The organism is Mycolicibacterium setense (assembly GCF_000805385.1).
Classification (GTDB): Bacteria; Actinomycetota; Actinomycetes; order Mycobacteriales; family Mycobacteriaceae; genus Mycobacterium; species Mycobacterium setense.
In genome coordinates this window covers 883,030-903,481 of sequence record NZ_JTJW01000008.1, presented here as the reverse complement: position 1 = coordinate 903,481, position 20,452 = coordinate 883,030, and the positions used below count along the sequence as shown (strand labels likewise).

The following is a 20,452-nucleotide window of genomic DNA, read 5'->3' as shown; positions in this document are numbered from 1 at the left end:
AGTTACGGCGGTCCATAGCGGCAGGGAAACGCCCGGTCCCATCCCGAACCCGGAAGCTAAGCCTGCCAGCGCCGATGATACTACCCAGTCGGGTGGAAAAGTAGGACACCGCCGAACACAAATTAAGTCCCGAGCCCTCCAATTTCGATTGGAGGGCTCGGGCATTTTGTTATATGGCTGCGTTTCAATATCCGAATTGGAATTGAAACGCAGCCTATTTCAATTGAAGAGCGCCGGCATCGTGCGGCTTCTCTCCAATTCCAACAATGCGCGCTTGCGGTCCAGGCCGCCCCCGTAACCGGTGAGGCTGCCATTGGCTCCGATCACCCGATGGCACGGCACGATGATGCCGATCGGATTGTGTCCGTTGGCCAGGCCCACCGCTCGTGATGCGCCAGGTGAGCCGATCTGACGGGCGATCTCGCCGTATGAGCACGTCTGGCCGTACGGAATGGTCTGCAGGGCCTCCCAGACCCGACGTTGAAACTGGGTCCCAACCATGTCGAGTTCCAGGTTGAAGTCGGTACGGTCGCCCGCGAAATACGCGGAAAGTTGATCGACAGCCTCGGGGAAGGCGGTGTCGTCGTTCTCCCAGCCGTCACGGTTCGGTTCATAGGTCTGATCGACCATTCGTAGGTGCATGAGCCGACCGTCGCGGCCGGCCAGCGTGAGCAGGCCGACGGGACTTTCCATGGTCCGGTAGTGCAGTGTCGTCATGACTTCTCCTGTCGATCATGCGGGGGCCATTCGTTCACCGCGTGGTCCAGTGTGGTCCAGAGGTGTTGTGTCGCATACGCGCGCCACGGTCGCCATCTGATGCTGTGGTCCACCAACTCTTCCGGCGGCAGGCCCAGAAGCCCGGCAGCCGCACGTACACCGAGATCGGTGGCGGGGAAGGCATCTGGATCACCGAGGCCGCGCATGGCGATCACCTCCGTCGTCCATGGCCCGACCCCGGGGAGCGCGAGCAGCCGTTCGCGGGCGCGGCCCCAGTCACAACCGGGATCAAGGATGAGGTCCTCGTCGGCGATGGCCTCCACGAGTGCTTTCACCGTCCGCTTCCTCGATGCCGGCATCGCCAGATCGTCGGGATCCAAGCCGGCGAGATCTGTGACGCTCGGAAACACATGGGTCAGGCCGCCGGCCTCGTCGCGGACAGCGGTCCCATAGCGGGTAACGAGGCGACCGACATGTGTGCACGCCGCCTTGATCGACACCTGCTGGCCGATCACCACGCGCAGCGCCAGTTCGGATTCGTCGACGGTGCGCGGTATGCGTTGCCCCGGCGCCTTGGCCACCACTGCGGCGAGGTCTGGATCGGCCTGGAGCGCTTCCACCACGGCCTCCGGGTCGGCATCGAGGTCCAACAGGCGCCGGCATCGGGCGATGGCGGCTGCCAGGTCGCGGAAATCCTCGAGTACCAACTGGCACAGGACGTGATCGGGTCGCGGCGACAGGCCGACCACTCCGTGGCCGTGCGGCAGTCGCAAGGTCCGCCGGTACTGCCCGTCACGCACTTCCTCGACACCCGGCACCGCGCTGGCCGCCAAATGGCCGAACAACCCTTCGTAGGCAAACGGGGTTCGTACCGGCAGCCGCAGTGAGAGGACCCCCGGCGCGGCCGCGACGTCGGCGGAAAATCGGGTGCGAGCCCGCAATCGCAGCTGGGTTGGCGTCAGATCGGACACCGCGCGCACGGTGTCGTTGAACTGGCGGATGCTGGCGAAGCCCGCGGCGAACGCCACATCTGCGAACGGCAACTCGGTGGTTTCGATCAGCACCCGGGCGGTCTGGGTGCGCTGCGCCCGGGCCAGCGCAAGGGGATTGGCCCCCAGCTCCGCCTGCATGATGCGCTGCAACTGCCGGGTCGTGTAGCCGACACGGGCAGCCAGCCCGGTCACTCCTTCGCGATCCACGGTGCCGTCGGCTATCAGCCGCATGCACCTGGCCACCACGTCGCCGCGCACGTTCCATTCGGGGGAACCCGGTGAGGCGTCAGGGCGGCAGCGTTTGCACGCCCGGAACCCCGCCGCCTGGGCGGCAGCCGCGGTCGGATAGAACCGCATGTTGCGCGCGAAGGGCGGGCGCACCGGGCAACTGGGGCGGCAATAGATGCCTGTGGTCAGCACGGCGGTGACGAACCAGCCGTCGAATCGGGCGTCCTTCGACTGGACGGCCCGATAACAGCGGTCGAAATCCTCGTGCATGAGTCCACGATGGCACGGCAGCCGGTGATCCACTAGCGGAAAAACGACATGGTCGTGGGAGTGCGCTCGCGGCTAGACTGCGACCCGTGGCCGAGCTGGTACAGCACTACCTGGACCGGATCCGTGCCGAGCAGATCGGACTGCGCGACGGCGCCCTGGCGAGCTACATCCCCGAACTCGCCAAAGTCGACCCAGAGGGGTTCGGGCTGAGTCTGTCCTCGTCGGACGGCTATGTCTACGAATCCGGTGACACTGCAGTGGAATTCACGATTCAGTCCATCTCCAAGCCGTTCACGTACGCGCTGGCGCTGAACCATATCGGCCAGGATGCCGTCGACGCCAGGATCGGTGTCGAACCCTCAGGCGAGGCGTTCAACGAGATCAGCGTGGACGATGTGACCAAGACACCGAAGAATCCGATGATCAATGCGGGTGCCATTGCCGCGGTTTCGCTGATTCCCGGGGCCGGCGCCGATGAGAGGTTCGACCGTATCCACGACTTCTACTCCGCATGCGCGGGCCGAAGACTCGAGGTCGACATGGATGTGTACGCCTCCGAGAAGGCGACGGGCAACCGAAACCGGGCTATCGCGTACATGTTGACGAGTTTCGGTGTGCTGGAAGGGGATCCGGACGAGGTCCTCGACGTGTACTTCCGCCAGTGTTCTGTGAAGGTGACCAGCGCCGACCTGGCCCGGATGGCCGCCACGCTGGCCCGCGGCGGGTTCAATCCCTTGACCGGCCGCCGCGTCATCGATGCGAAGGTGGTTCGGCGCACCCTCAGCGTGATGGTGACCTGCGGGATGTACGACGCGACAGGCGACTGGGTCAGTGGTGTCGGCATGCCCGCCAAGAGCGGCGTCGGCGGCGGCATCGTGGCGGTGCTGCCCGGTCAACTCGGCATCGGCGTCTACTCACCACGTCTGGATTCGCGTGGCAACAGCGTGCGAGGAGTGCAGGTGTGCCGCGACTTGTCATCGCAGCTGGGGCTTCACTTCCTCACCGTCGGCCGGGAATCGTCCTCGACGCTGCGGGCGGTGTTCGAGGTCAGCCCGGGCATTCGCGTCTACGAGGTTCAGGGCGATCTGTTGTTCGCCGGGGCCGAGCAGGTGCTGCGGACCGCCGAGCTGGATCGTGGCGAGTACGACGTGGCCGTGCTGGACGTCACCAGGGTGGACGACATCAACGATGCCGCGCGCGGCATGCTCACCGGGATGCGGGCCAGTCTGACCGCAGCGGGCAAGGAGGCTTATCTCGTCGACCCCGACGGCCGCGTGGTGCCGGCCGACCGGCGCGACGATTACGACGCGATCGTGTTCCTCACCCTCGACGAGGCGATCGAAGCGGCACGGCAGTGGGCCGCCGGCTAGGCGGGGACGGCCACGCGGGTCGGCTCGGCCAGGCCCCGCAAGGTGACCGATTCGCCCAGTGACCATCGGGCCCTTTCGGTTTCGGAGGCGTTGGCGATGGTGTCAGACGAGGCCACCAGGTGCCCGGGCACCTGCTTGGAAAATTCGCAGAGTCGCGCGGCTTCGTTCACCGGTTCACCGATCACCGTGTATTCGAAACGCTGTTTGGCGCCGACGTTGCCCGCCACCACCTGGCCGGCTGCGACCCCGATTCCTGCGTCGAGCTCCGGTACCTCGGTACGCAGCCGCCGGGCGATGGCCCGCGCGGCGCCGAGGGCTTCGTCCTCGGCGTTGGGCAGCGAAACGGGCGCACCGAACACCGCCAGTATCGCGTCACCCTCGAACTTGTTGACCAGGCCGCGGTGATTGTCGACCTCATCGACTATGACGGCGAAGAAGCGGTTGAGCAGATCGACCACCTCGACTGCCGGTCGTGTGGTGACCAACTGCGTCGAGCCGATGACGTCCACGAAAATCACTGCAGCGTGGCGTTCCTCGCCGCCCAGGACGGGCTTTTCCTGCTCGGCCAGTAAGGCGACCTCGCGGCCGACATGACGGCCGAACAGATCGCGGACGCGTTCGCGCTCGCGTAAGCCGTGCACCATCGAGTTGAAACCCCGCTGCAGCTGGCCCAGTTCGGTGCCGTCGAACACCACCAGGTTGGTGTCCAGATCACCCTGCTCGACGCGATTGAGGGCCGCGCGCACCACCCGGATCGGGGTGGCGGTGAGAAAGGACAGGATCCACATCAGCAGGAATCCGAATACCAATGCGAAGGAGCCGAGACCGATGACGGCGTAGGCGAATTGGGTCGGGGTCAGGTTGTTGAGCGTCACGGCGAACACCGCGGCCAGCATGATCCCCAGGATCGGCACGCCCGAACTGAGCGCCCACACCACCATGGTGCGGCCCATGATGCCGGGAGCCAGTCGGCTCGGCGGAGGACCGGCTTCCAGCGCCTGAGCGGCGACCGGCCGCAGGGCGAACTCTGTGAACAGATGGCAGCTGACCGACAACACAATGCCGGGAAAGCTGATTCCCAGCAGGAACTTCGGAATGTAATCGGTATCGACCAGGCCATAGAGCGTAGTCAGCAGTGCGGTGCCCAGGCCCCACAGAACCAGCAGCACGCGGGTGAGCCGGAACGGCGCGAAGAAGGTGTTCCGCTGGTCGGCGACGGTGGGTGGGCGTTCCTCGATCGCCCACCGCACGTTGTCGATCACCCTGGTCGTTGCCCAGAACACCCCGACGATCAACGCCGAGGCCATGTAGATGGGCGCCACGATGAAGGTGATCCAGCGGACCGACGGATCGAACACGCTCGGAGAGGGGAACAACAGCGTGACGATGATCATCGAGATGCCGATGCCGAGCAGATTCACGAGAATCACGAACGTCGTGAGAATGACCTGGATGCGCACCCTGCGCCGGCGTTGGCTCTCCGATACCCGGCCAAGGACCCACGACCCGTATTCCGGTGTGGCCGGGAGCCTGCTGTTCTGGCGGGTGACACCCTCGAGTACCCGGCCCAGCCGTCGTGCCAGCGATTTATCGGAGTTCATTGTGGCGCCAGCCTAGTTCGTCGGACATGCCCTTAAGGTGGATCGGGTGCGCCTCGTGATTGCCCAGTGCACCGTCGACTATGTCGGGCGGCTGACCGCCCACCTCCCATCGGCCCGACGGCTGTTGTTGTTCAAGTCCGACGGTTCGGTCAGTGTCCATGCCGATGATCGCGCCTACAAGCCGCTGAACTGGATGAGCCCGCCGTGCTGGCTCACCGAGGATGCCAACGATGGTGTGCCGGTCTGGGTGGTCGAGAACAAGGCCGGTGAGCAGTTGCGCATCACGGTCGAGGACGTCGAGCACGACTCGACCCACGAGCTCGGAGTCGATCCCGGCTTGGTGAAAGACGGTGTGGAGGCACATCTGCAGGTGCTGCTGGCCGAGCATGTCGAGCTGCTGGGCGCCGGCTACACCTTGGTGCGCCGTGAGTATCCGACCGCGATCGGCCCGGTGGACCTGATGTGCCGTGACGAACTGGGCCGGTCGGTGGCCGTGGAGATCAAACGTCGCGGGGAGATCGACGGTGTCGAACAGCTGACGCGTTACCTCGAACTGCTCAACCGCGACACCGTGCTGGCTCCGGTGGCAGGCGTGTTCGCCGCCCAGCAGATCAAGCCGCAGGCCCGGACCTTGGCCACTGACCGTGGAATACGCTGTGTCACTTTGGATTATGACCAGATGCGGGGCATGGTCAGCGACGAGTATCGGCTGTTCTGACTCAAACTGACATCACCTGGATCGCGCCGGTCGGACAGCGTGAGATGGCTTCGGCCAACTTCGGACCGGGTTCGACGACCGGTTTCGAAGGGTAGGCGGCTCCGTCGTCGCCCATGTCGAACAAGGCGGGTGTGACGGCCAGACAGGTGCCCGACCCCATGCAGAGCAGACGGTCGACGGTGATTCGGACACCGCTCATGATGTGGCCGCCGGGGTGCGCCTACGCAATGTGACGGTGGCGCGCCGGTCCGGCAACAGCAGCACGGTGTGCGCTTGCTGGTCTTCGGCCGCGGACGTATCCGGAACGAACGTCATCTCCTGCAGGATCGTGCGTAGCAGTACCCGCGCCTCGAACATCGCCATGTTCCCGCCCAGGCACCGGTTGATGCCGCCGCCGAACGGCAGCCAATGGTAGGGGTCGGGGGTTGTTTCGAGGAACCGCTCCGGCCGGAACTCGTCGGGTGCGTCATACAGGTCGCCGCGCCGGTGAATGCCGTTGATGTAGAGGAACACCATCGAACCCCGGGGCAGGAACACGTCGTTGAGGACGACGTCGCGTTTGACGGCGCGTGCCGTGAACGGGATGGTCGGCCGCAACCGGAGGGTCTCGGTGATCACCGCGTCGAGGTAGGTGTCGTCGCCGGCGTCCAGGGTCTCCTCGAGCCTGTGCAGTACCGCGGGGTGCCGGACCAATCGCTCGGCGACCCAGGACAATGTTGCGGCGGTGGTGTCGTTGCCGGCGATCAGCAGCAGGCGCTGAAAACCGGCGAGCATCTCGTCGTCCATCAGGCCTTCCTCGTCGGCCTGCTGAAGCCTGAGGAAAACCGCCAGGCAATCGCTCCGAACGGTGTCCTCTGGCGAGGAGCGCCGCGCGGCGATCTCGTCGTAGGTGACCTCGTCCATCCCGGTCAGTACCTTCTGGAGCGCAGGGAAGGGCAGCCAGCGTCCTCGCGAGACCATGGATGTGGCGTACCGCAAGGCCATGCCGCGCGATCCGGCGATGCGGTCGAGGTCGTCCATGTGGTCGGACAGCCGCGCACGCCGTTCCGGTTCGGTGACGCCGAATACGACCGACATGATCACCTCGCGAGCCAAATTGAGCATGTGTGAATGGAACCGGATCGGCGTGCCGGTCGGCAGATCGCGGATGAGACGGCGAGCGGCGTCCTCCATTGCCGGTTCGTAACCTTGCAGCGCCTTGCCCATGAACGCCGGCGCGACCTTGCGCCGCATCGTGGTGTGGTCATCGCTGGCCCACCACTCCATGATCCTGTTGTCGAAGATGACCTCGTGTGGTGCCAGCCGTCGCAGCGCGGTACCGAACGACAATGCCCGAGTCTTGTCCTGGAAGACGGCCCGAACGTCGTCGGGTGACGAGGTCCAGAACATCGTCGGCAATAGCGGCACGTCCAATACGAACCGCTCGCCGAGTGTTGTGAAGTGCCGGCGGGCCGCTTCGGGGGCGAGGAACAACCTGGTCCAGGCCGCGGCCGAGATCTTTGGACTCGGCAGGCTGTCAAGAGTGGTGACCGGCTGTGTTGCCGGCGTGATCGTGCTCATCGCGACTCCTTGGAAACCATCGTTGTTTCGACGTACTTTCACCTAAGGTACGCCACAGTACTTTTGAAATACAAGGCATTGCCGATCCCGGCGTAAGGTCCCGGGAGTGAGCACGCTTTCAGGGTCTGTTCCGAAGTCGGCGCGTGGCCTACCGCGCGGCCGCACCAGCCTCGATCCGCTCGACGCGATCGCGGACCAGCGGGCGCGGGTGCTGCGGGCCGTCATCTCCGCGGTTGCGGACAAGGGCTACCAGGCGACCACGATCACCGACATCGTCGAGCGGGCACGGGTGTCCCGCAGCGTCATGTACCGAGAGTTCGACGGGAAACTGGACTGCTTCCTGGCTGCCATCGAAGCGGGTCGGGAGTTGGTCACCGCGCGCATCGCGGAAGCCATCGCGGCGGTACCGGGCGGTTCGCTGGAGACGGTGCTCCGGGCGATCAGCCGGGCATATCTGGAAACCTGTGCGCGGGAACCGGATCACACTCGTGCGTGGGTGCTGGAACTGGCCGCGGCCGGGCCGAAGGGTGTTGAGGCGCGCGACAGGTATCTGGACGGCTTCGCCACGCTGCTGCGAAAGATCGACTGCGAGTACGGAAGTGGGCAAGCGCGGCCCGCAGAGCACTATGTCGCGCTGGTCGGCGGCATCACCGAACTCGTTGGCCGCAAGGTCCGCGCGGGAGCTCCCGAGGCGTTACCGCAACTCGAGGACGCGCTGACCATGGCGGCGATTGCCATGTTGCGATGACCAAGCGCCGAACACCGCCACGCCGGCTGAGGCCGCCGCCGACTGGTCACAGCGTCGAAACGGGCGCCGACGGTTATGAATACGAGGTGCGGCGGATCGCTGCGGCACGTGCGCTGAAGACCTATCGCTGCCCTGGGTGTGACCACGAAATTCGTGCGGGCACAGCGCATACAGTGGTCTGGCGCGTGGAATCAATCGATGGTGAAGACCGCAGGCACTGGCATACGCCGTGCTGGGCGAACCGAGCTACTCGCGGCCCGACGAGAAAGTGGTCCTGAGCGCTCAGTGCTCGTCGGTGGAGGGCTCCACCAGCTCGATCAGAACGCCGCCGGCGTCTTTGGGGTGGATGAAATTGATCCGCGAGTTCGCCGTGCCCTTGCGGGGGGCGTCGTAGAGCAGCCGCACGCCGCCGCTGCGCAACCGCTCCGACAGCGCGTCGATATCGCTGGTCCGGTAGGCCAGCTGTTGCAGGCCGGGGCCGCTTCGATCGAGGAACTTGGCGATCGTCGACTTGTCGTTCAGCGGCGCCAGAAGCTGGATCTGAGCGCTGCCTTTGGGCGCTCCGCGCACCGAGAGCATCGCCTCGCGGACGCCCTGCTCCTCGTTGATCTCCTCGTGCAGGACGATCATGCCGAGGTTGTCGTGGTACCACTTGGCGGTGGCATCCAGATCGGCGACCGCGATACCGACGTGATCAATGGCCGTCACCAGCGCGCTGGCGAGCAGTGGACGGGCGTCAACCTGATCGGCGGTCATAACGTAACGGTAACCTTTACCCGAACGTTTGCGCATGTGTGATCGCCCACACAGCTCTTGGACCCTGGCTTTGGAGGTAGGAAATGACTGCGGATACTCGCACGTCGGTGATCGTTGCTGGAGCGCGTACTCCGGTTGGCAAGTTGATGGGTTCGCTGAAGGACTTTTCTGGCAGTGACCTGGGCGCGATCGCCATCCGAGGTGCCCTGGAGAAGGCCAAGGTCAGCCCTTCGCTGGTGGACTACGTGATCATGGGCCAGGTGCTGACCGCGGGTGCCGGGCAGATGCCCGCGCGCCAGTCCGCGGTGGCTGCCGGCATCGGCTGGGATGTGCCCGCGCTGACCATCAACAAGATGTGCCTGTCGGGCATCGACGCGATCGCGCTGGCCGATCAGCTCATCCGGGCCGGTGAGTTCGAGGTCGTCGTGGCCGGTGGCCAGGAGTCGATGAGCCAGGCCCCGCATCTGCTGCCCAAGAGCCGCGAGGGTTACAAGTACGGCGACGCGACGCTGGTCGACCACCTGGCCTATGACGGTCTGCACGACGTGTTCACCGATCAGCCGATGGGCGCGCTGACCGAACAGCGCAACGACGTCGACAAGTTCACCCGCGCCGAGCAGGACGAGTTCGCTGCCCAGTCGCACCAGAAGGCCGCCGCAGCGTGGAAAGACGGCGTGTACGCCGACGAGGTGGTGCCGGTCTCGATCCCGCAGCGCAAGGGCGACCCGATCGAGTTCGCCGAGGACGAGGGCATCCGGGCCAACACCACGGCCGAATCGCTGGGCGGGCTGCGTCCGGCCTTCCGCAAGGACGGCACCATCACCGCCGGATCGTCGTCGCAGATCTCCGACGGCGCTGCCGCCGTCGTGGTCATGAGCAAGGCCAAGGCGCAGGAGCTGGGCCTGGAGTGGCTGTGTGAGATCGGTGCGCACGGTGTCGTGGCCGGACCGGACTCCACCCTGCAGAGCCAGCCGGCCAACGCGATCAAGAAGGCCGTCGAACGTGAGGGCATCAGCGTCGATCAGCTCGACATCCTGGAGATCAACGAGGCGTTCGCTGCGGTGTCGCTGGCTTCGACCAAGGAGCTCGGGGTCGACGCGGCCAAGGTGAACGTCAACGGCGGCGCCATCGCGATCGGTCACCCGATCGGGATGTCGGGGGCGCGCATCACGCTTCATGCGGCTTTGGAACTTGCACGCAAGGGGTCTGGCTACGCCGTGGCCGCGCTCTGCGGTGCCGGTGGCCAGGGCGATGCCCTGATCCTGCGTCGCTGACAGCTACTCGAAGATCCTCAAAACGACGGTGTGTAGTAGCTGGCGGTTCACTCAGGCACAATGGCGGCCATGACGAGCTCCTTCGACCTGCGCACGGTTGCCGGCTGGTTCCGGCTCATTGCTCTCGCTGAGGCGGTGAGCTGGGCCGGCCTGCTGGTCGGGATGTACTTCAAGTACCTGGGCAGCCCGCGCACCGAGATCGGTGTCAAGGTGTTCGGCCCGGTCCACGGCGGCATCTTCATCGCCTTCGTGGTGGCCGCGATCCTGGTGGGGTTGGCACGCAAGTGGGGCGCCGGCACCTGGATTCTGGCTTTGCTGGCCAGCATCGTGCCATTGGGCAGTGTGATCTTCGTCATGTGGGCTGATCGCAGTGCTCGGCTGGGCTCGGGCCGGGAGTCGGGTGCGGCTGCGGCCCTGGTGGCGCAACCGGGCGGCGCCCTGCCCGAAACAACGTGACAGACTTGATGGCGTGACTCGTCCACGACCTTCTGTCGGGCCGGCGCTGGCCGGCGCGGTTGACCTCTCGGCACTCAAGCAGCGGCCCACAACGGGCGGTGGCGGTAGCCCCAGTACAGCGGGCGGCCCCCATGCCACTGAGGTGACCGAAACCAACTTCGAAGCCGAGGTGCTGGTCCGCTCGGGCCAGGTGCCGGTGGTGGTGCTGCTGTGGTCGCCACGTAGTGATTCCAGTGCCGCGCTGGGCGACGCCTTGTCGGACTTGGCTGCCGCCGACAACGGCAAATGGTCACTGGCGCTGGTCAACGTCGACACCACCCCGAGGGTGGCGCAGATGTTCGGAATCCAGGGCGTGCCCACGGTGGTCGCCCTCGCCGGAGGCCAGCCGATCGCCAGCTTCCAGGGCGCGCAACCGGCCGACGAACTGCGGCGCTGGGTCGATTCGCTGCTCGAGGCAACCGCGGGCAAGCTGACCGGATCGGGCGCCGGTGACGACGACTCAGAGCAGGTCGATCCGGAGCTCGCTGCGGCCAGGGCACACCTGGACGAAGGGGACCTCGACGCCGCGGCGGCTGCCTATCAGGCGATTCTCGACGCGCAGCCCAGCCATGCCGAGGCCAAGGGAGCGGTTCGGCAGATCGCATTCCTGCAGCGTGCGACCGCGCAGAATCCCGATGCGGTGGCCACGGCCGATGCGGCTCCCGACGACATCGAGGCGGCATTCGCCGCTGCCGACGCCGAGATCCTGGCGCAGAACGTGTCGGCGGCCTTCGACCGGCTGATCGCCCTGATCAAGCGCACCGCAGGTGATGACCGCACCGCCGTGCGGACCCGGCTCGTCGAGCTGTTCGACCTGTTCGACCCGGCCGATCCCGAGGTGGTCGCCGGCCGGCGCAACCTGGCCAACGCGCTGTATTGACCTTCCCCTCCCGCTTGCGGGGGACTGCTCGCAGGAGGAACTAGGCGGGCTCGAACCAGAGCATCGCCAGCGGCGGTAACACCATCACAGCCGAGGCCGGCCTGCCGTGCCACGGCTCCTCCGTAGCCTGCACCGCGCCGAGATTGCCGATGCCCGACCCGTTGTAGATGGTCGCGTCGGTGTTCAGGACCTCCTGCCAGGCCCCGGTGTGCGGCAGGCCCAGCCGGTACTCGCTGTGCTCACTGCCGGCGAAGTTGACCACACAGGCCAGGACAGAGCCGTCGGCGCCGAAGCGCAGGAAGCTCAGCACGTTGTTGGCCGAGTCGTTCGCGTCGATCCAGGAGTAGCCCTCTGGGCTGCTGTCGCGGCTCCAGAGCGCCGGGTGGCTGCGATAGATCCCGTTGAGATCGCGCACCAACCGCTGAACACCGCCCGAGAACCCTTGCTCGCCGAGTTGGAACCAGTCCAGCCCGCGCTCCTCCGACCATTCGGCCCGCTGTCCGAATTCCTGGCCCATGAACAACAGTTGCTTACCCGGGTGGGCCCACTGATACGCGAGCAGGCTGCGTAGCCCCGCGGCCTTGGCATGATCGTCACCGGGCATGCGGCCCCACAGTGTGCCCTTGCCGTGCACGACCTCGTCGTGGCTGATCGGCAGCACATAGTTTTCACTGAACGCGTACAGCATCGAGAACGTCATCTCGTGATGGTGATAGCTGCGGTGCACCGGGTCATGGCTGACGTAGTCGAGCGTGTCATTCATCCAGCCCATGTTCCACTTCATCGAGAAGCCAAGGCCGCCAAGGTTTGTAGGGCGGGTGACACCGGGCCAGGACGTCGACTCCTCGGCGATGGTGACGATTCCCGGGGCCACCTTGTGCACGGTGGCGTTCATCTCCTGCAGGAACTGCACCGCCTCCAGATTTTCCCGGCCACCGTGGATGTTGGGCGTCCAGCCGCCCTCCGGGCGGGAGTAGTCGAGGTAGAGCATCGAGGCGACGGCGTCCACCCGCAGGCCGTCGACGTGATACTCCTGCAGCCAGTACAGCGCGTTGGCGACCAGGAAGTTGCGCACCTCGGGCCGGCCGAAGTCGAAAACGTAGGTCCCCCAGTCGAGCTGCTCTCCGCGGCGCGGGTCGGAGTGCTCGTACAGGGGGGTGCCGTCGAAACGGCCCAGCGCCCAGGCGTCCTTCGGGAAGTGGGCCGGAACCCAGTCCACGATCACCCCGATCCCGGCCTGATGCAGTGTGTCGACAAGGTGCCGGAAATCGTCGGGAGACCCCAACCGGGAGGTGGGGGCGTAATAGGAGGTGACCTGATATCCCCACGACCCGCCGAACGGGTGCTCGGCCACCGGCAGCAGTTCGACGTGGGTGAAGCCCTGTTCCACAACGTATTCGGTGAGCTCAGTGGCCAGCTGCCGGTAGCTGAGGCCGGGCCGCCACGACATGAGGTGCACCTCGTAGGTGCTCATCGGTTCGAACACCGGATTCTGCGCCGCGCGCCGGGTCATCCAGTCGTCGTCGTTCCAGGTGTAGGAACTGCTGGTGACACGGGAGGCGGTCTGCGGCGGTATCTCGGTGGCGAACGCCATCGGGTCGGCACGGTCGGACGTCACCCCGCCCGCGCCGTGGACCCGGAACTTGTACAGACCGTCGGCGGGAAAGCCCGGCCAGAACAGCTCCCAGACGCCCGACGAGCCCAGGACCCGCATCTGCGCCTCGTTGCCGTCCCAGTGGTTGAAGTCGCCGATGATGCTGACGCCCTTGGCATTCGGCGCCCATACCGCGAACGAGACCCCCTCCACGACCCCGTCGGGCGTGGTGAATCTGCGCCTGTGCGCACCCAGGATCTCCCAGAGGCGTTCGTGGCGTCCCTCCGCGAACAGGTGCAGATCGAGTTCGCCGAGCGTGGGCAGGAACCGGTAGGCGTCGGCCGTGGTGTAGGTGAAGATGGTGTCGTCGGCGCCCGGATAGCCGATTTCCAGACGGTAATCGGCCAGGTTGGTAAATGGTACGGCCACCGCGAACAGGCCGGAATCGATGTGTTGCAGCGGGAATCGGTCACCGCCGATCAACGCGACGACCTTGGAGGCGTGCGGTCGGTACGCCCGGATCACGGTTTCGCCGCCGTACTCGTGGGCTCCGAGCACCGAGTGTGGGTCGTGATGCTCACCTGTGCGGAGTCGCTGGATGTCGGCGGGGTCCGGGCGCAGATGCCGATCGGTCAGGTGGTTACTTCGTGTCATCTCGTTCTCATTCCCTGCGTAGCAAGCCCAGTCGTTGCTCATAGGGTACGAGCGGCATGTTCAACACGTGCGCCACCGCCTTGGCGGGATCGATGCGCACGTAATTCGACTGCCCCCACTGGTATTCCTCGCCGGTGATCTCGTCGCGTACCCAGAACCGGTCATGTGTTTCCATACCCAGTGCCTCCATGTTCAACCACAACGTGGCTTCTTCGGGGCTGAACGGGTTCAGGGTCACCACCACGAGGACGGTGTCGCCGGTGATCGGGTCGAACTTGCTGTAGGCGAGAAGAGCGTCGTTGTCCACGTGGTGGAAGGTCAGCGTCCGCAGCTGGCGCAGGGCGGGGTGCAGGCGCCGGATCTCGTTGAGGCGTGCCACGAATGGCTCTAGGGAGCGTCCCTCGGCGAGCGCGGCCGCGAAGTCGCGGGGGCGTAGTTCGTATTTCTCCGAGTCCAGATACTCCTCGCTGCCCTCCCGGACGGCCCTATGCTCGAACAGCTCGAAACCGGAGTACATGCCCCACGACGGGCTCATGGTGGAGGCCAGCACCGCGCGAATCGCGAACATGCCCGGGCCACCGTGCTGTAGCGACTCGTGCAGGATGTCCGGGGTGTTGACCCAAAGGCTGGGCCGTGCGCTGTCGGCGTTGTGGGTGATCTCGTTGCCGAATTCGGTGAGCTCCCACTTGTTGGTGCGCCACGTGAAGTACGTGTAGGACTGGGTGAATCCGCGTTTGGCCAGGCCGTAGAGCCGGGCCGGCCGAGTGAACGCCTCGGACAGGAACAGGACGTCCGGATCCTCGTTCTTGATCTCGGCGATCAGCCAGACCCAGAAGTTCGGCGGTTTGGTGTGTGGGTTGTCGACGCGAAAGACCTTGACACCGTGCGATATCCAGAACCGCACCACGCGTAGCACCTCGTGGTACAGCCCGGCGGGATCGTTGTCGAAGTTGAGCGGATAGATGTCCTGGTACTTCTTGGGTGGGTTCTCCGCGTAGGCGATGGTGCCGTCCGGAAGCACCGTGAACCACTCCGGATGCGCTGTGGCCCAAGGATGATCGGGCGCACACTGCAGTGCCAGATCCAGCGCCACCTCGACACCCTGCTTGCGGGCCGCCGCGACGAAGGCATCGAAGTCGTCGATCGTGCCCAGCGCGGGGTGCACGGCGTCGTGGCCGCCCTCGTCGCTGCCGATGGCCCATGGCGACCCGACGTCATCAGGCCCGGCGGTCACTGCGTTGTTGCGGCCCTTGCGGTGAACCTTGCCGATGGGGTGGATGGGCGGCAGGTAGACGATGTTGAAACCCATGCGGGCGATGCGCGGCAGTTGGTCGGCAGCGGTGGCGAACGTCCCGTGCACCGGATGTCCGGCTTTGTCGCGGCCGCCCGTGGAGCGCGGGAACAACTCGTACCACGAGGAGAACCGGGCCAGCGGCCGGTCCACCCAGACCCCGTATTGCTCACCGCGGGTGACCAACTCGCGCAGCGGGTACTGGTCGAGCAGTTCGGTGACCTCGTCGGACAGGGCGGCCCCGGCGCGCAGGAAGGGATCGCCGGGTGTGCGCAGCACCGTGGCGGCCTCCAGCAGGGGATCGCGCAGTTTGCGGGGCACCCCGGTGGCGGCGCGCTCGAGCAGGCGCGCTCCGATCAGCAGGTCGTTGGACAGCTCGGCCTCGCTCTGACCGGCGCCGAGCTTGGCCTCGACCGCGTGCCGCCAGGTCGCCAGGGGATCACCCCAGCCGTCTACGCGGTACGTCCACAGTCCGACGCTGTCCGGCGTGAAGTGGCCGTGGAACACATCGGGGGTGTGCCCGGGGGACATGGGCAAGGCCTGCGGCTTGATGCGCTGGGTGGGGCGCACCACCTCGCCGATCGGCACCGGCACCGTCGCGGTACCCGGCCCGGTGGCCAGCCGCGGGTATTCGGTGCCGAGATAACGCACCACCAGGGTGGCGGCGACCGCGTCGTGGCCTTCCCGCCACACCGTGGCCCGCACCGGGACGACCTCGCCGACGACGGCTTTTGCCGGGAACTGCCCGCAGAAGACCACGGGCGCGACATCGTCGATTCCGATACGACCGGCCACCCATCCACTCCTCACGTCGCCACGGTCAAGCGGCTGTCTTTCGTTCACTTGCCTTGTCGCGTCTGATACCCACCGTAGTGGGCTGTCCAATCTCGCGGGCGTTAAGCGCGTGCCGGCCGCCGCATCTACGGATACGCCGGTCGTACGGACAACGTTGCCTGAACGGATAACTCTCACCGCTGCGCGAGCCGGAATTGTCAGTAAGGTTGGGACGCGTGAAAGCCCTGAGACGGTTCACTGTCCGCACGCACCTTCCCGAGCGGTTGGCGGCGCTGGAACGACTGTCGATCAACCTGCGGTGGTCGTGGCACAAGCCGACCCAGGACTTGTTTGCTGTCATCGATGCCGAGCTGTGGCAGCAGGCCAACGGTGACCCGGTGGCACTGCTGGGGGCGGTGAGCCCGCAGCGGCTCGACGAACTGGCCGGGGACGAATCGTTTCTGGGCCGGCTCGACGAGTTGGCCGCGGACCTGGACAACTACCTCACCCGGCCGCTGTGGTACCAGCAGCAGATCGCCGACGGCGTCGAGATGCCGAAGGGCATCGCCTACTTCTCGATGGAGTTCGGTGTCGCCGAGGTGCTGCCGAATTATTCGGGTGGACTGGGCATCCTGGCCGGCGACCATCTGAAATCCGCCTCGGATCTGGGGCTGCCGTTGATCGCGGTCGGGCTGTACTACCGCTCCGGTTACTTCCGTCAGTCCCTGACCGCCGACGGCTGGCAGCACGAGAATTATCCGTCGCTGGACCCGCAGGGCCTGCCGCTGCGGCTGCTCACCGACGCGTCAGGGGAGCCGGTGCTGGTCACGCTGGCGCAGCCGGATGCCCGTGAGCTGAGGGCCCGGGTGTGGATCGCGCAAGTGGGCCGGGTCCCGCTGCTGCTGCTCGATTCCGACGTCCCGGAGAACGAGCATGAACTGCGCGGTGTCACCGACCGGCTGTACGGCGGCGATCAGGAGCACCGCATCAAACAGGAGATCCTGGCGGGTATCGGAGGTGTGCGCGCGATCCGTGCGTTCACCGAGATCGAGAACCTGCCCGCGCCCGAGGTGTTCCACATGAACGAGGGCCACGCCGGTTTCCTCGGGGTGGAACGGATCCGCGAACTGGTCGCGGCAGGGCTGGACTTCGACACGGCGCTGACCGTGGTGCGGTCCTCGACCGTGTTCACCACGCACACCCCGGTACCCGCCGGGATCGACCGGTTCCCGGTCGAGATGGTGAGGCGTTACTTCGGCGGTCCGGCTGATGAGCGCTCGCGCGACGAGAATCAATCGCGCGGTCCCGCCGATTCACGGCTGCTGCCCGGTGTGCCGTTGGATCGGGTGGTCGCCTTCGGCGTCGAGGACGATCCGTCGAAGTTCAACATGGCGCACATGGGTCTCCGGCTCGCCCAGCGGGCCAACGGGGTGTCGCTGCTGCACGGCCGGGTCAGCCGCGCGATGTTCAACGACCTGTGGCCGGGATTCGACCAGGCCGAGGTGCCGATCGGATCGATCACCAACGGTGTGCATGCCCCGACGTGGGCGGCTCCGCAATGGTTGGCACTGGGCCGCGAGCTGATCGGTTCCGAGGCGGCCGAACCCGCGGTGTGGGAGCGGTTGCAGGAGGTCGAACCGGGACACATGTGGTGGATCCGCTCGCAGTTGCGCGAGACGCTGATCGGCGACGTGCGTGACAGGTTGCGCCGCTCCTGGCTGGAGCGCGGCGCATCTGAGGCTGAATTGGGCTGGATCGCAACGGCTTTCGATCCGTCGGTGCTGACCGTCGGATTCGCCCGAAGGGTGCCCACCTATAAGCGGCTGACGCTGATGTTGCGTGATCCGGAGCGGCTGGAGCGGTTGTTGCTCGACGACGAGCGGCCGGTGCAGTTGATCGTGGCAGGCAAGTCGCATCCGGCCGACGACGGTGGCAAGGCGCTCATCCAGCAGATCGTGCGGTTCGCCGACCGGCCTGAGGTGCGGCATCGCATCGCGTTCCTGCCCGACTACGACATGTCGATGGCCCGGTTGCTGTACTGGGGGTGCGACGTCTGGCTCAACAATCCACTGCGGCCGCTGGAGGCCTGCGGCACATCGGGTATGAAGAGTGCGCTCAATGGCGGGCTGAACCTCTCGATCAGGGACGGCTGGTGGGACGAGTGGTACGACGGCGAGAACGGATGGGAGATCCCGACCGCCGACGGAGTGGACGACGAGGCCCGTCGCGACGACCTTGAGGCCGCTGCCCTCTACGACCTGCTCGAGCACGCGGTCACGCCGAAGTTCTACGACCGCGACGAGCAGGGGGTGCCGACCCGCTGGGTCGAGATGGTCCGCCACACGCTGCAGGTGCTCGGACCGAAGGTGCTGGCCTCCCGGATGGTGCGGGACTACACCGAGAAGTACTACCTGCCGGCCGCGCGGTCGTTGCGTGAGACAGTCCAGGCCGCTTCGGGGGAGCCGTTCGGCGCGGCCAGGGACTTGGCTGCATACCGGCGCCGGGCGCAGGAGGCCTGGCCCAAGATCGAGATCACCGATGTGGACAGCTACGGCTTGCCCGACACACCGCTGCTGGGCTCAGAGCTGACGCTGACCGCCAAGGTGCAGCTGGCCGGCCTGCAGCCCGATGAAGTCACGGTGCAGGCGGTACTCGGCCGGGTGGATGCCGGTGACGTGATCCTGAACCCGGTCACCGTGCCGATGACGCACACGGGATCGGCGGACGGCGGTACCGAGGTCTTCTCGACCAGTACTCCGCTGCCGGTCGCCGGACCGGTGGGGTACACCGTGAGGGTGTTGCCGCATCATCGGTTGCTGACCGCTGACAACGAGCTCGGCCTGGTGGCGCTGGCTTGAGTAAGGCGCTCAAAGTTCAGCTCGACGGCGGACCGTACGCGCTGGCGGCCGGAAGTGACGGCGCCATGTGGGTGACCCTGGTGCACGGTGGCGCCGTCGCCCGCGTGTCGGCCGACGGCGAGGTCTGCACGTATCCGGTCGGAGAAGGCTCACGTCCGTCGATCATCGCGGCCGGACCGGACGGGGCACTGTGGTTCACCCGGTCCGGCGATGACCGGATCGGCCGGATCACCACTGCGGGCGGGTTGACGTCCTTCGAATTGCCCGACGGCAGTGCGCCGTTCGGGATCACCCCGGGCCCGGACGAGGCCATGTGGTTCACCACGATGTCGGCGGGCGAGATCGGCAGAATCGGCACTGACGGTGAGATCACCACGGCAGCCACCGTCGGCGGGATGCCGTCGATGATCACCGAAGGTCCTGACGGCGCAATGTGGTTCACGCTCAACGAGTCCGGGGCGGTGGGTCGGTTGACCATCGACGGAGCGCTCACGATTCGCGAATTACCCACGGCCGCAGCCGGTCCCGTAGGTATTGCGGCAACCCATGACGACGCGGTGTGGTTCACCGAGATCCGCGCGGACAAGATCGGCCGGATCCCGGTAAACGACGCCATCCAGGAACTGGATCTGCCGGGCAAACCGCATGCGGTGGTGGCCGACCCCACCGACGGAGTGTGGGTCAGCCTGTGGGGCGCGGATCAGATCGCCCGCATCAGCGGGGACGGGGAGGTGGTGACCATCGACCTGCCGTCCGGCAGCGAACCGCACGGGTTGGCCATCGGGCCCGACGGCGCCTGCTGGGTGGCGTTGGAGTGTGGGTTCGTCCTGAAAATGCCCACCTGAGTGCGAGTCGGCACTGACGGTCGGGTAAGCACATAGGCAGCCGTGTCCCACCGGGAACGTGGCGATACGTTCCCGCGGGGAACCGTAACGGGAGGCCGCCTGTGTTGACTCGCTCGTTCGGACTGCTCACCGCCGTGTCCCTGGCCTTCGCGGCAACGGCGACTCCGGCCTGGGCCGACCCCGTCGTGGCACCCGAAGTCGAGGTCGTAGCCGATGTGGAGCCCGCGGCCGGCGAACCGCCCGCCGCCGATCTGGTCGAGTCGACCCCGCCCGCCCACCTCAAGACCCCGGACGGTTGGACGCTGACGGTGTCGGCCGCCGACGAAACCCAGGCCGTGGTGCCGCCATTGACCACCGCGGTGTCGTCGCGCGAATACGTGGTCGGCGGCACGTACCGCGGCGCGATGGCCGGCCCGGACAGCGGGGACCCGCGCGGCACCCTGGAGGCCGGCTACCAGATCGGCTGCGGCATCGACATGAGCACCTCCAACGGCGTCTCCCTGACCGGTACCGCCGGAATCAACTCGTCCATAGGGCTTCTCGGCACCGATGTGGTCTCGCCCTGGCCGGAGGGGATCTTGCCGGGAGTCGGCGCGAATATCGGCGGTGGCATCACGATCGGTCTCAAACCCGGCATCATCAACCTCATCCGGGTGGTCGAGAAGGAGTTCAAGGGCACCGAGCCGTGGGTGATGATCAGCAACTTCCGGGTGAAGATCGACGGCTGCGTGGGGCAGTCGTTCATCCGGTCCTATGCCGTGCTGACCCGTTCGACCGACGAGTCCGAGGCGGTGCTGGCCTGGTACGGGACCACGAAGGTGGTCTGA

At 66.2% G+C, this 20,452-nt stretch carries 18 protein-coding genes and 1 rRNA gene; 11 read left to right on the top strand and 8 right to left on the bottom strand.

What is annotated here, in order from left to right:
- Positions 1–3 precede the first annotated feature (3 nt).
- A 5S ribosomal RNA gene (rrf, locus tag QQ25_RS22605) occupies positions 4–117 on the top strand.
- Positions 118–219: 102 nt separating this feature from the next.
- Here rrf and QQ25_RS22600 read toward each other — a convergent pair.
- Both QQ25_RS22600 and QQ25_RS22595 read right to left on the bottom strand, forming a co-directional pair.
- The gene (locus tag QQ25_RS22600; protein WP_039322995.1) at positions 220–717 is read right to left on the bottom strand and encodes a methylated-DNA--[protein]-cysteine S-methyltransferase; all 498 of its coding nucleotides are present in this window, start codon (positions 715–717) and stop codon (positions 220–222) included.
- Positions 714–2,207, bottom strand: coding sequence for a DNA-3-methyladenine glycosylase 2 family protein (locus tag QQ25_RS22595; protein ID WP_039322992.1), 1,494 nt, complete (start codon positions 2,205–2,207; stop codon positions 714–716). Before QQ25_RS22595 ends, QQ25_RS22600 begins: the two co-directional genes overlap by 4 nt.
- Positions 2,208–2,293: 86 nt before the next feature.
- Between QQ25_RS22595 and glsA the strand changes: the two genes are divergently transcribed.
- The gene (gene glsA, locus QQ25_RS22590) at positions 2,294–3,577 is read left to right on the top strand and encodes a glutaminase A (protein ID WP_039322989.1); all 1,284 of its coding nucleotides are present in this window, start codon (positions 2,294–2,296) and stop codon (positions 3,575–3,577) included.
- On the opposite strand, the gene QQ25_RS22585 is transcribed toward glsA, so the two are convergent.
- Entirely contained in the window at positions 3,574–5,178 is a 1,605-nt protein-coding gene (locus QQ25_RS22585) for an adenylate/guanylate cyclase domain-containing protein (RefSeq protein ID WP_039322987.1), read from the bottom strand. The genes glsA and QQ25_RS22585 overlap by 4 nt on opposite strands.
- 46 nt (positions 5,179–5,224) lie before the next feature.
- Here QQ25_RS22585 and nucS point away from each other — a divergent pair, with 46 nt between their 5' ends.
- Positions 5,225–5,896 (top strand): endonuclease NucS, encoded by a 672-nt coding sequence (gene nucS / locus QQ25_RS22580; protein WP_039323291.1) that lies wholly within the window; start codon positions 5,225–5,227, stop codon positions 5,894–5,896.
- A 1-nt stretch (position 5,897) separates the two neighbouring features.
- Here the strand turns inward: nucS and QQ25_RS22575 are convergent, their stop codons facing one another.
- Together QQ25_RS22575 and QQ25_RS22570 are read right to left on the bottom strand one after the other, a co-directional pair.
- Complete coding sequence (locus tag QQ25_RS22575) at positions 5,898–6,095, bottom strand: ferredoxin (RefSeq protein ID WP_039322984.1); 198 nt, start codon at positions 6,093–6,095, stop codon at positions 5,898–5,900.
- On the bottom strand, positions 6,092–7,456 hold the full coding sequence (locus QQ25_RS22570; protein ID WP_052235970.1) for a cytochrome P450: 1,365 nt from the start codon (positions 7,454–7,456) through the stop codon (positions 6,092–6,094). Before QQ25_RS22570 ends, QQ25_RS22575 begins: the two co-directional genes overlap by 4 nt.
- A gap of 106 nt (positions 7,457–7,562) precedes the next feature.
- On the opposite strand from QQ25_RS22570, the gene QQ25_RS22565 reads away from it, so the two are divergent.
- Together QQ25_RS22565 and QQ25_RS31400 are read left to right on the top strand one after the other, a co-directional pair.
- Entirely contained in the window at positions 7,563–8,204 is a 642-nt protein-coding gene (locus QQ25_RS22565; RefSeq protein ID WP_052235969.1) for a TetR/AcrR family transcriptional regulator, read from the top strand.
- A complete protein-coding gene (locus QQ25_RS31400) occupies positions 8,201–8,482 on the top strand; it encodes an Rv1322 family protein (RefSeq protein ID WP_082017635.1) in 282 nt (93 codons plus the stop codon). The genes QQ25_RS22565 and QQ25_RS31400 overlap by 4 nt, the downstream gene beginning before the upstream one ends.
- Positions 8,483–8,486: 4 nt before the next feature.
- Here QQ25_RS31400 and mce read toward each other — a convergent pair whose 3' ends face one another.
- Positions 8,487–8,960: a methylmalonyl-CoA epimerase gene (gene mce / locus QQ25_RS22560; RefSeq protein WP_039322981.1), complete on the bottom strand. Its 474-nt coding sequence runs from the start codon at positions 8,958–8,960 to the stop codon at positions 8,487–8,489.
- Positions 8,961–9,043: 83 nt separating this feature from the next.
- Between mce and QQ25_RS22555 the strand changes: the two genes are divergently transcribed.
- The 3 genes from QQ25_RS22555 to QQ25_RS22545 are packed head-to-tail and all read left to right on the top strand — an operon-like array spanning position 9,044 to position 11,609.
- Entirely contained in the window at positions 9,044–10,234 is a 1,191-nt protein-coding gene (locus tag QQ25_RS22555; protein ID WP_039381049.1) for an acetyl-CoA C-acetyltransferase, read from the top strand.
- A gap of 60 nt (positions 10,235–10,294) precedes the next feature.
- Positions 10,295–10,690, top strand: a complete 396-nt coding sequence (locus tag QQ25_RS22550) for a DUF3817 domain-containing protein (RefSeq protein WP_039322976.1) — start codon at positions 10,295–10,297, stop codon at positions 10,688–10,690.
- 13 nt (positions 10,691–10,703) lie between these two features.
- Positions 10,704–11,609 carry a tetratricopeptide repeat protein gene (locus QQ25_RS22545; protein WP_039381047.1) on the top strand — a complete coding sequence of 302 codons (906 nt, stop codon included), beginning with the start codon at positions 10,704–10,706 and terminating at the stop codon, positions 11,607–11,609.
- Positions 11,610–11,649: 40 nt separating this feature from the next.
- On the opposite strand, the gene glgB is transcribed toward QQ25_RS22545, so the two are convergent.
- Together glgB and QQ25_RS22535 are read right to left on the bottom strand one after the other, a co-directional pair.
- A complete protein-coding gene (glgB, locus tag QQ25_RS22540) occupies positions 11,650–13,857 on the bottom strand; it encodes a 1,4-alpha-glucan branching protein GlgB (RefSeq protein ID WP_039323284.1) in 2,208 nt (735 codons plus the stop codon).
- A 7-nt stretch (positions 13,858–13,864) separates the two neighbouring features.
- Positions 13,865–15,943: an alpha-1,4-glucan--maltose-1-phosphate maltosyltransferase gene (locus QQ25_RS22535; RefSeq protein ID WP_039381046.1), complete on the bottom strand. Its 2,079-nt coding sequence runs from the start codon at positions 15,941–15,943 to the stop codon at positions 13,865–13,867.
- Between the two features lie 215 nt (positions 15,944–16,158).
- Here QQ25_RS22535 and QQ25_RS22530 point away from each other — a divergent pair, with 215 nt between their 5' ends.
- From QQ25_RS22530 to QQ25_RS22520, 3 genes are all read left to right on the top strand, one after another.
- Positions 16,159–18,780, top strand: coding sequence for a glycosyltransferase family 1 protein (locus QQ25_RS22530; RefSeq protein ID WP_039322968.1), 2,622 nt, complete (start codon positions 16,159–16,161; stop codon positions 18,778–18,780).
- The gene (locus QQ25_RS22525; protein ID WP_039381044.1) at positions 18,777–19,625 is read left to right on the top strand and encodes a Vgb family protein; all 849 of its coding nucleotides are present in this window, start codon (positions 18,777–18,779) and stop codon (positions 19,623–19,625) included. Before QQ25_RS22530 ends, QQ25_RS22525 begins: the two co-directional genes overlap by 4 nt.
- Before the next feature lie 101 nt (positions 19,626–19,726).
- Positions 19,727–20,452, top strand: a complete 726-nt coding sequence (locus QQ25_RS22520; protein WP_039322962.1) for an MspA family porin — start codon at positions 19,727–19,729, stop codon at positions 20,450–20,452.

Bases quoted from the DNA above. Each gene is read 5' to 3' on its own strand.
- mce (WP_039322981.1), bottom strand. From the start codon at position 8,960: ATGACCGCCGATCAGGTTGACGCCCGTCCACTGCTCGCCAGCGCGCTG.
- QQ25_RS22555 (WP_039381049.1), top strand. From the start codon at position 9,044: ATGACTGCGGATACTCGCACGTCGGTGATCGTTGCTGGAGCGCGTACT.
- QQ25_RS22600 (WP_039322995.1), bottom strand. From the start codon at position 717: ATGACGACACTGCACTACCGGACCATGGAAAGTCCCGTCGGCCTGCTC.
- QQ25_RS22550 (WP_039322976.1), top strand. From the start codon at position 10,295: ATGGCGGCCATGACGAGCTCCTTCGACCTGCGCACGGTTGCCGGCTGG.
- glgB (WP_039323284.1), bottom strand. From the start codon at position 13,857: ATGACACGAAGTAACCACCTGACCGATCGGCATCTGCGCCCGGACCCC.
- QQ25_RS22595 (WP_039322992.1), bottom strand. From the start codon at position 2,207: ATGCACGAGGATTTCGACCGCTGTTATCGGGCCGTCCAGTCGAAGGAC.
- QQ25_RS22570 (WP_052235970.1), bottom strand. From the start codon at position 7,456: ATGAGCACGATCACGCCGGCAACACAGCCGGTCACCACTCTTGACAGC.
- QQ25_RS22575 (WP_039322984.1), bottom strand. From the start codon at position 6,095: ATGAGCGGTGTCCGAATCACCGTCGACCGTCTGCTCTGCATGGGGTCG.
- QQ25_RS22585 (WP_039322987.1), bottom strand. From the start codon at position 5,178: ATGAACTCCGATAAATCGCTGGCACGACGGCTGGGCCGGGTACTCGAG.
- QQ25_RS31400 (WP_082017635.1), top strand. From the start codon at position 8,201: ATGACCAAGCGCCGAACACCGCCACGCCGGCTGAGGCCGCCGCCGACT.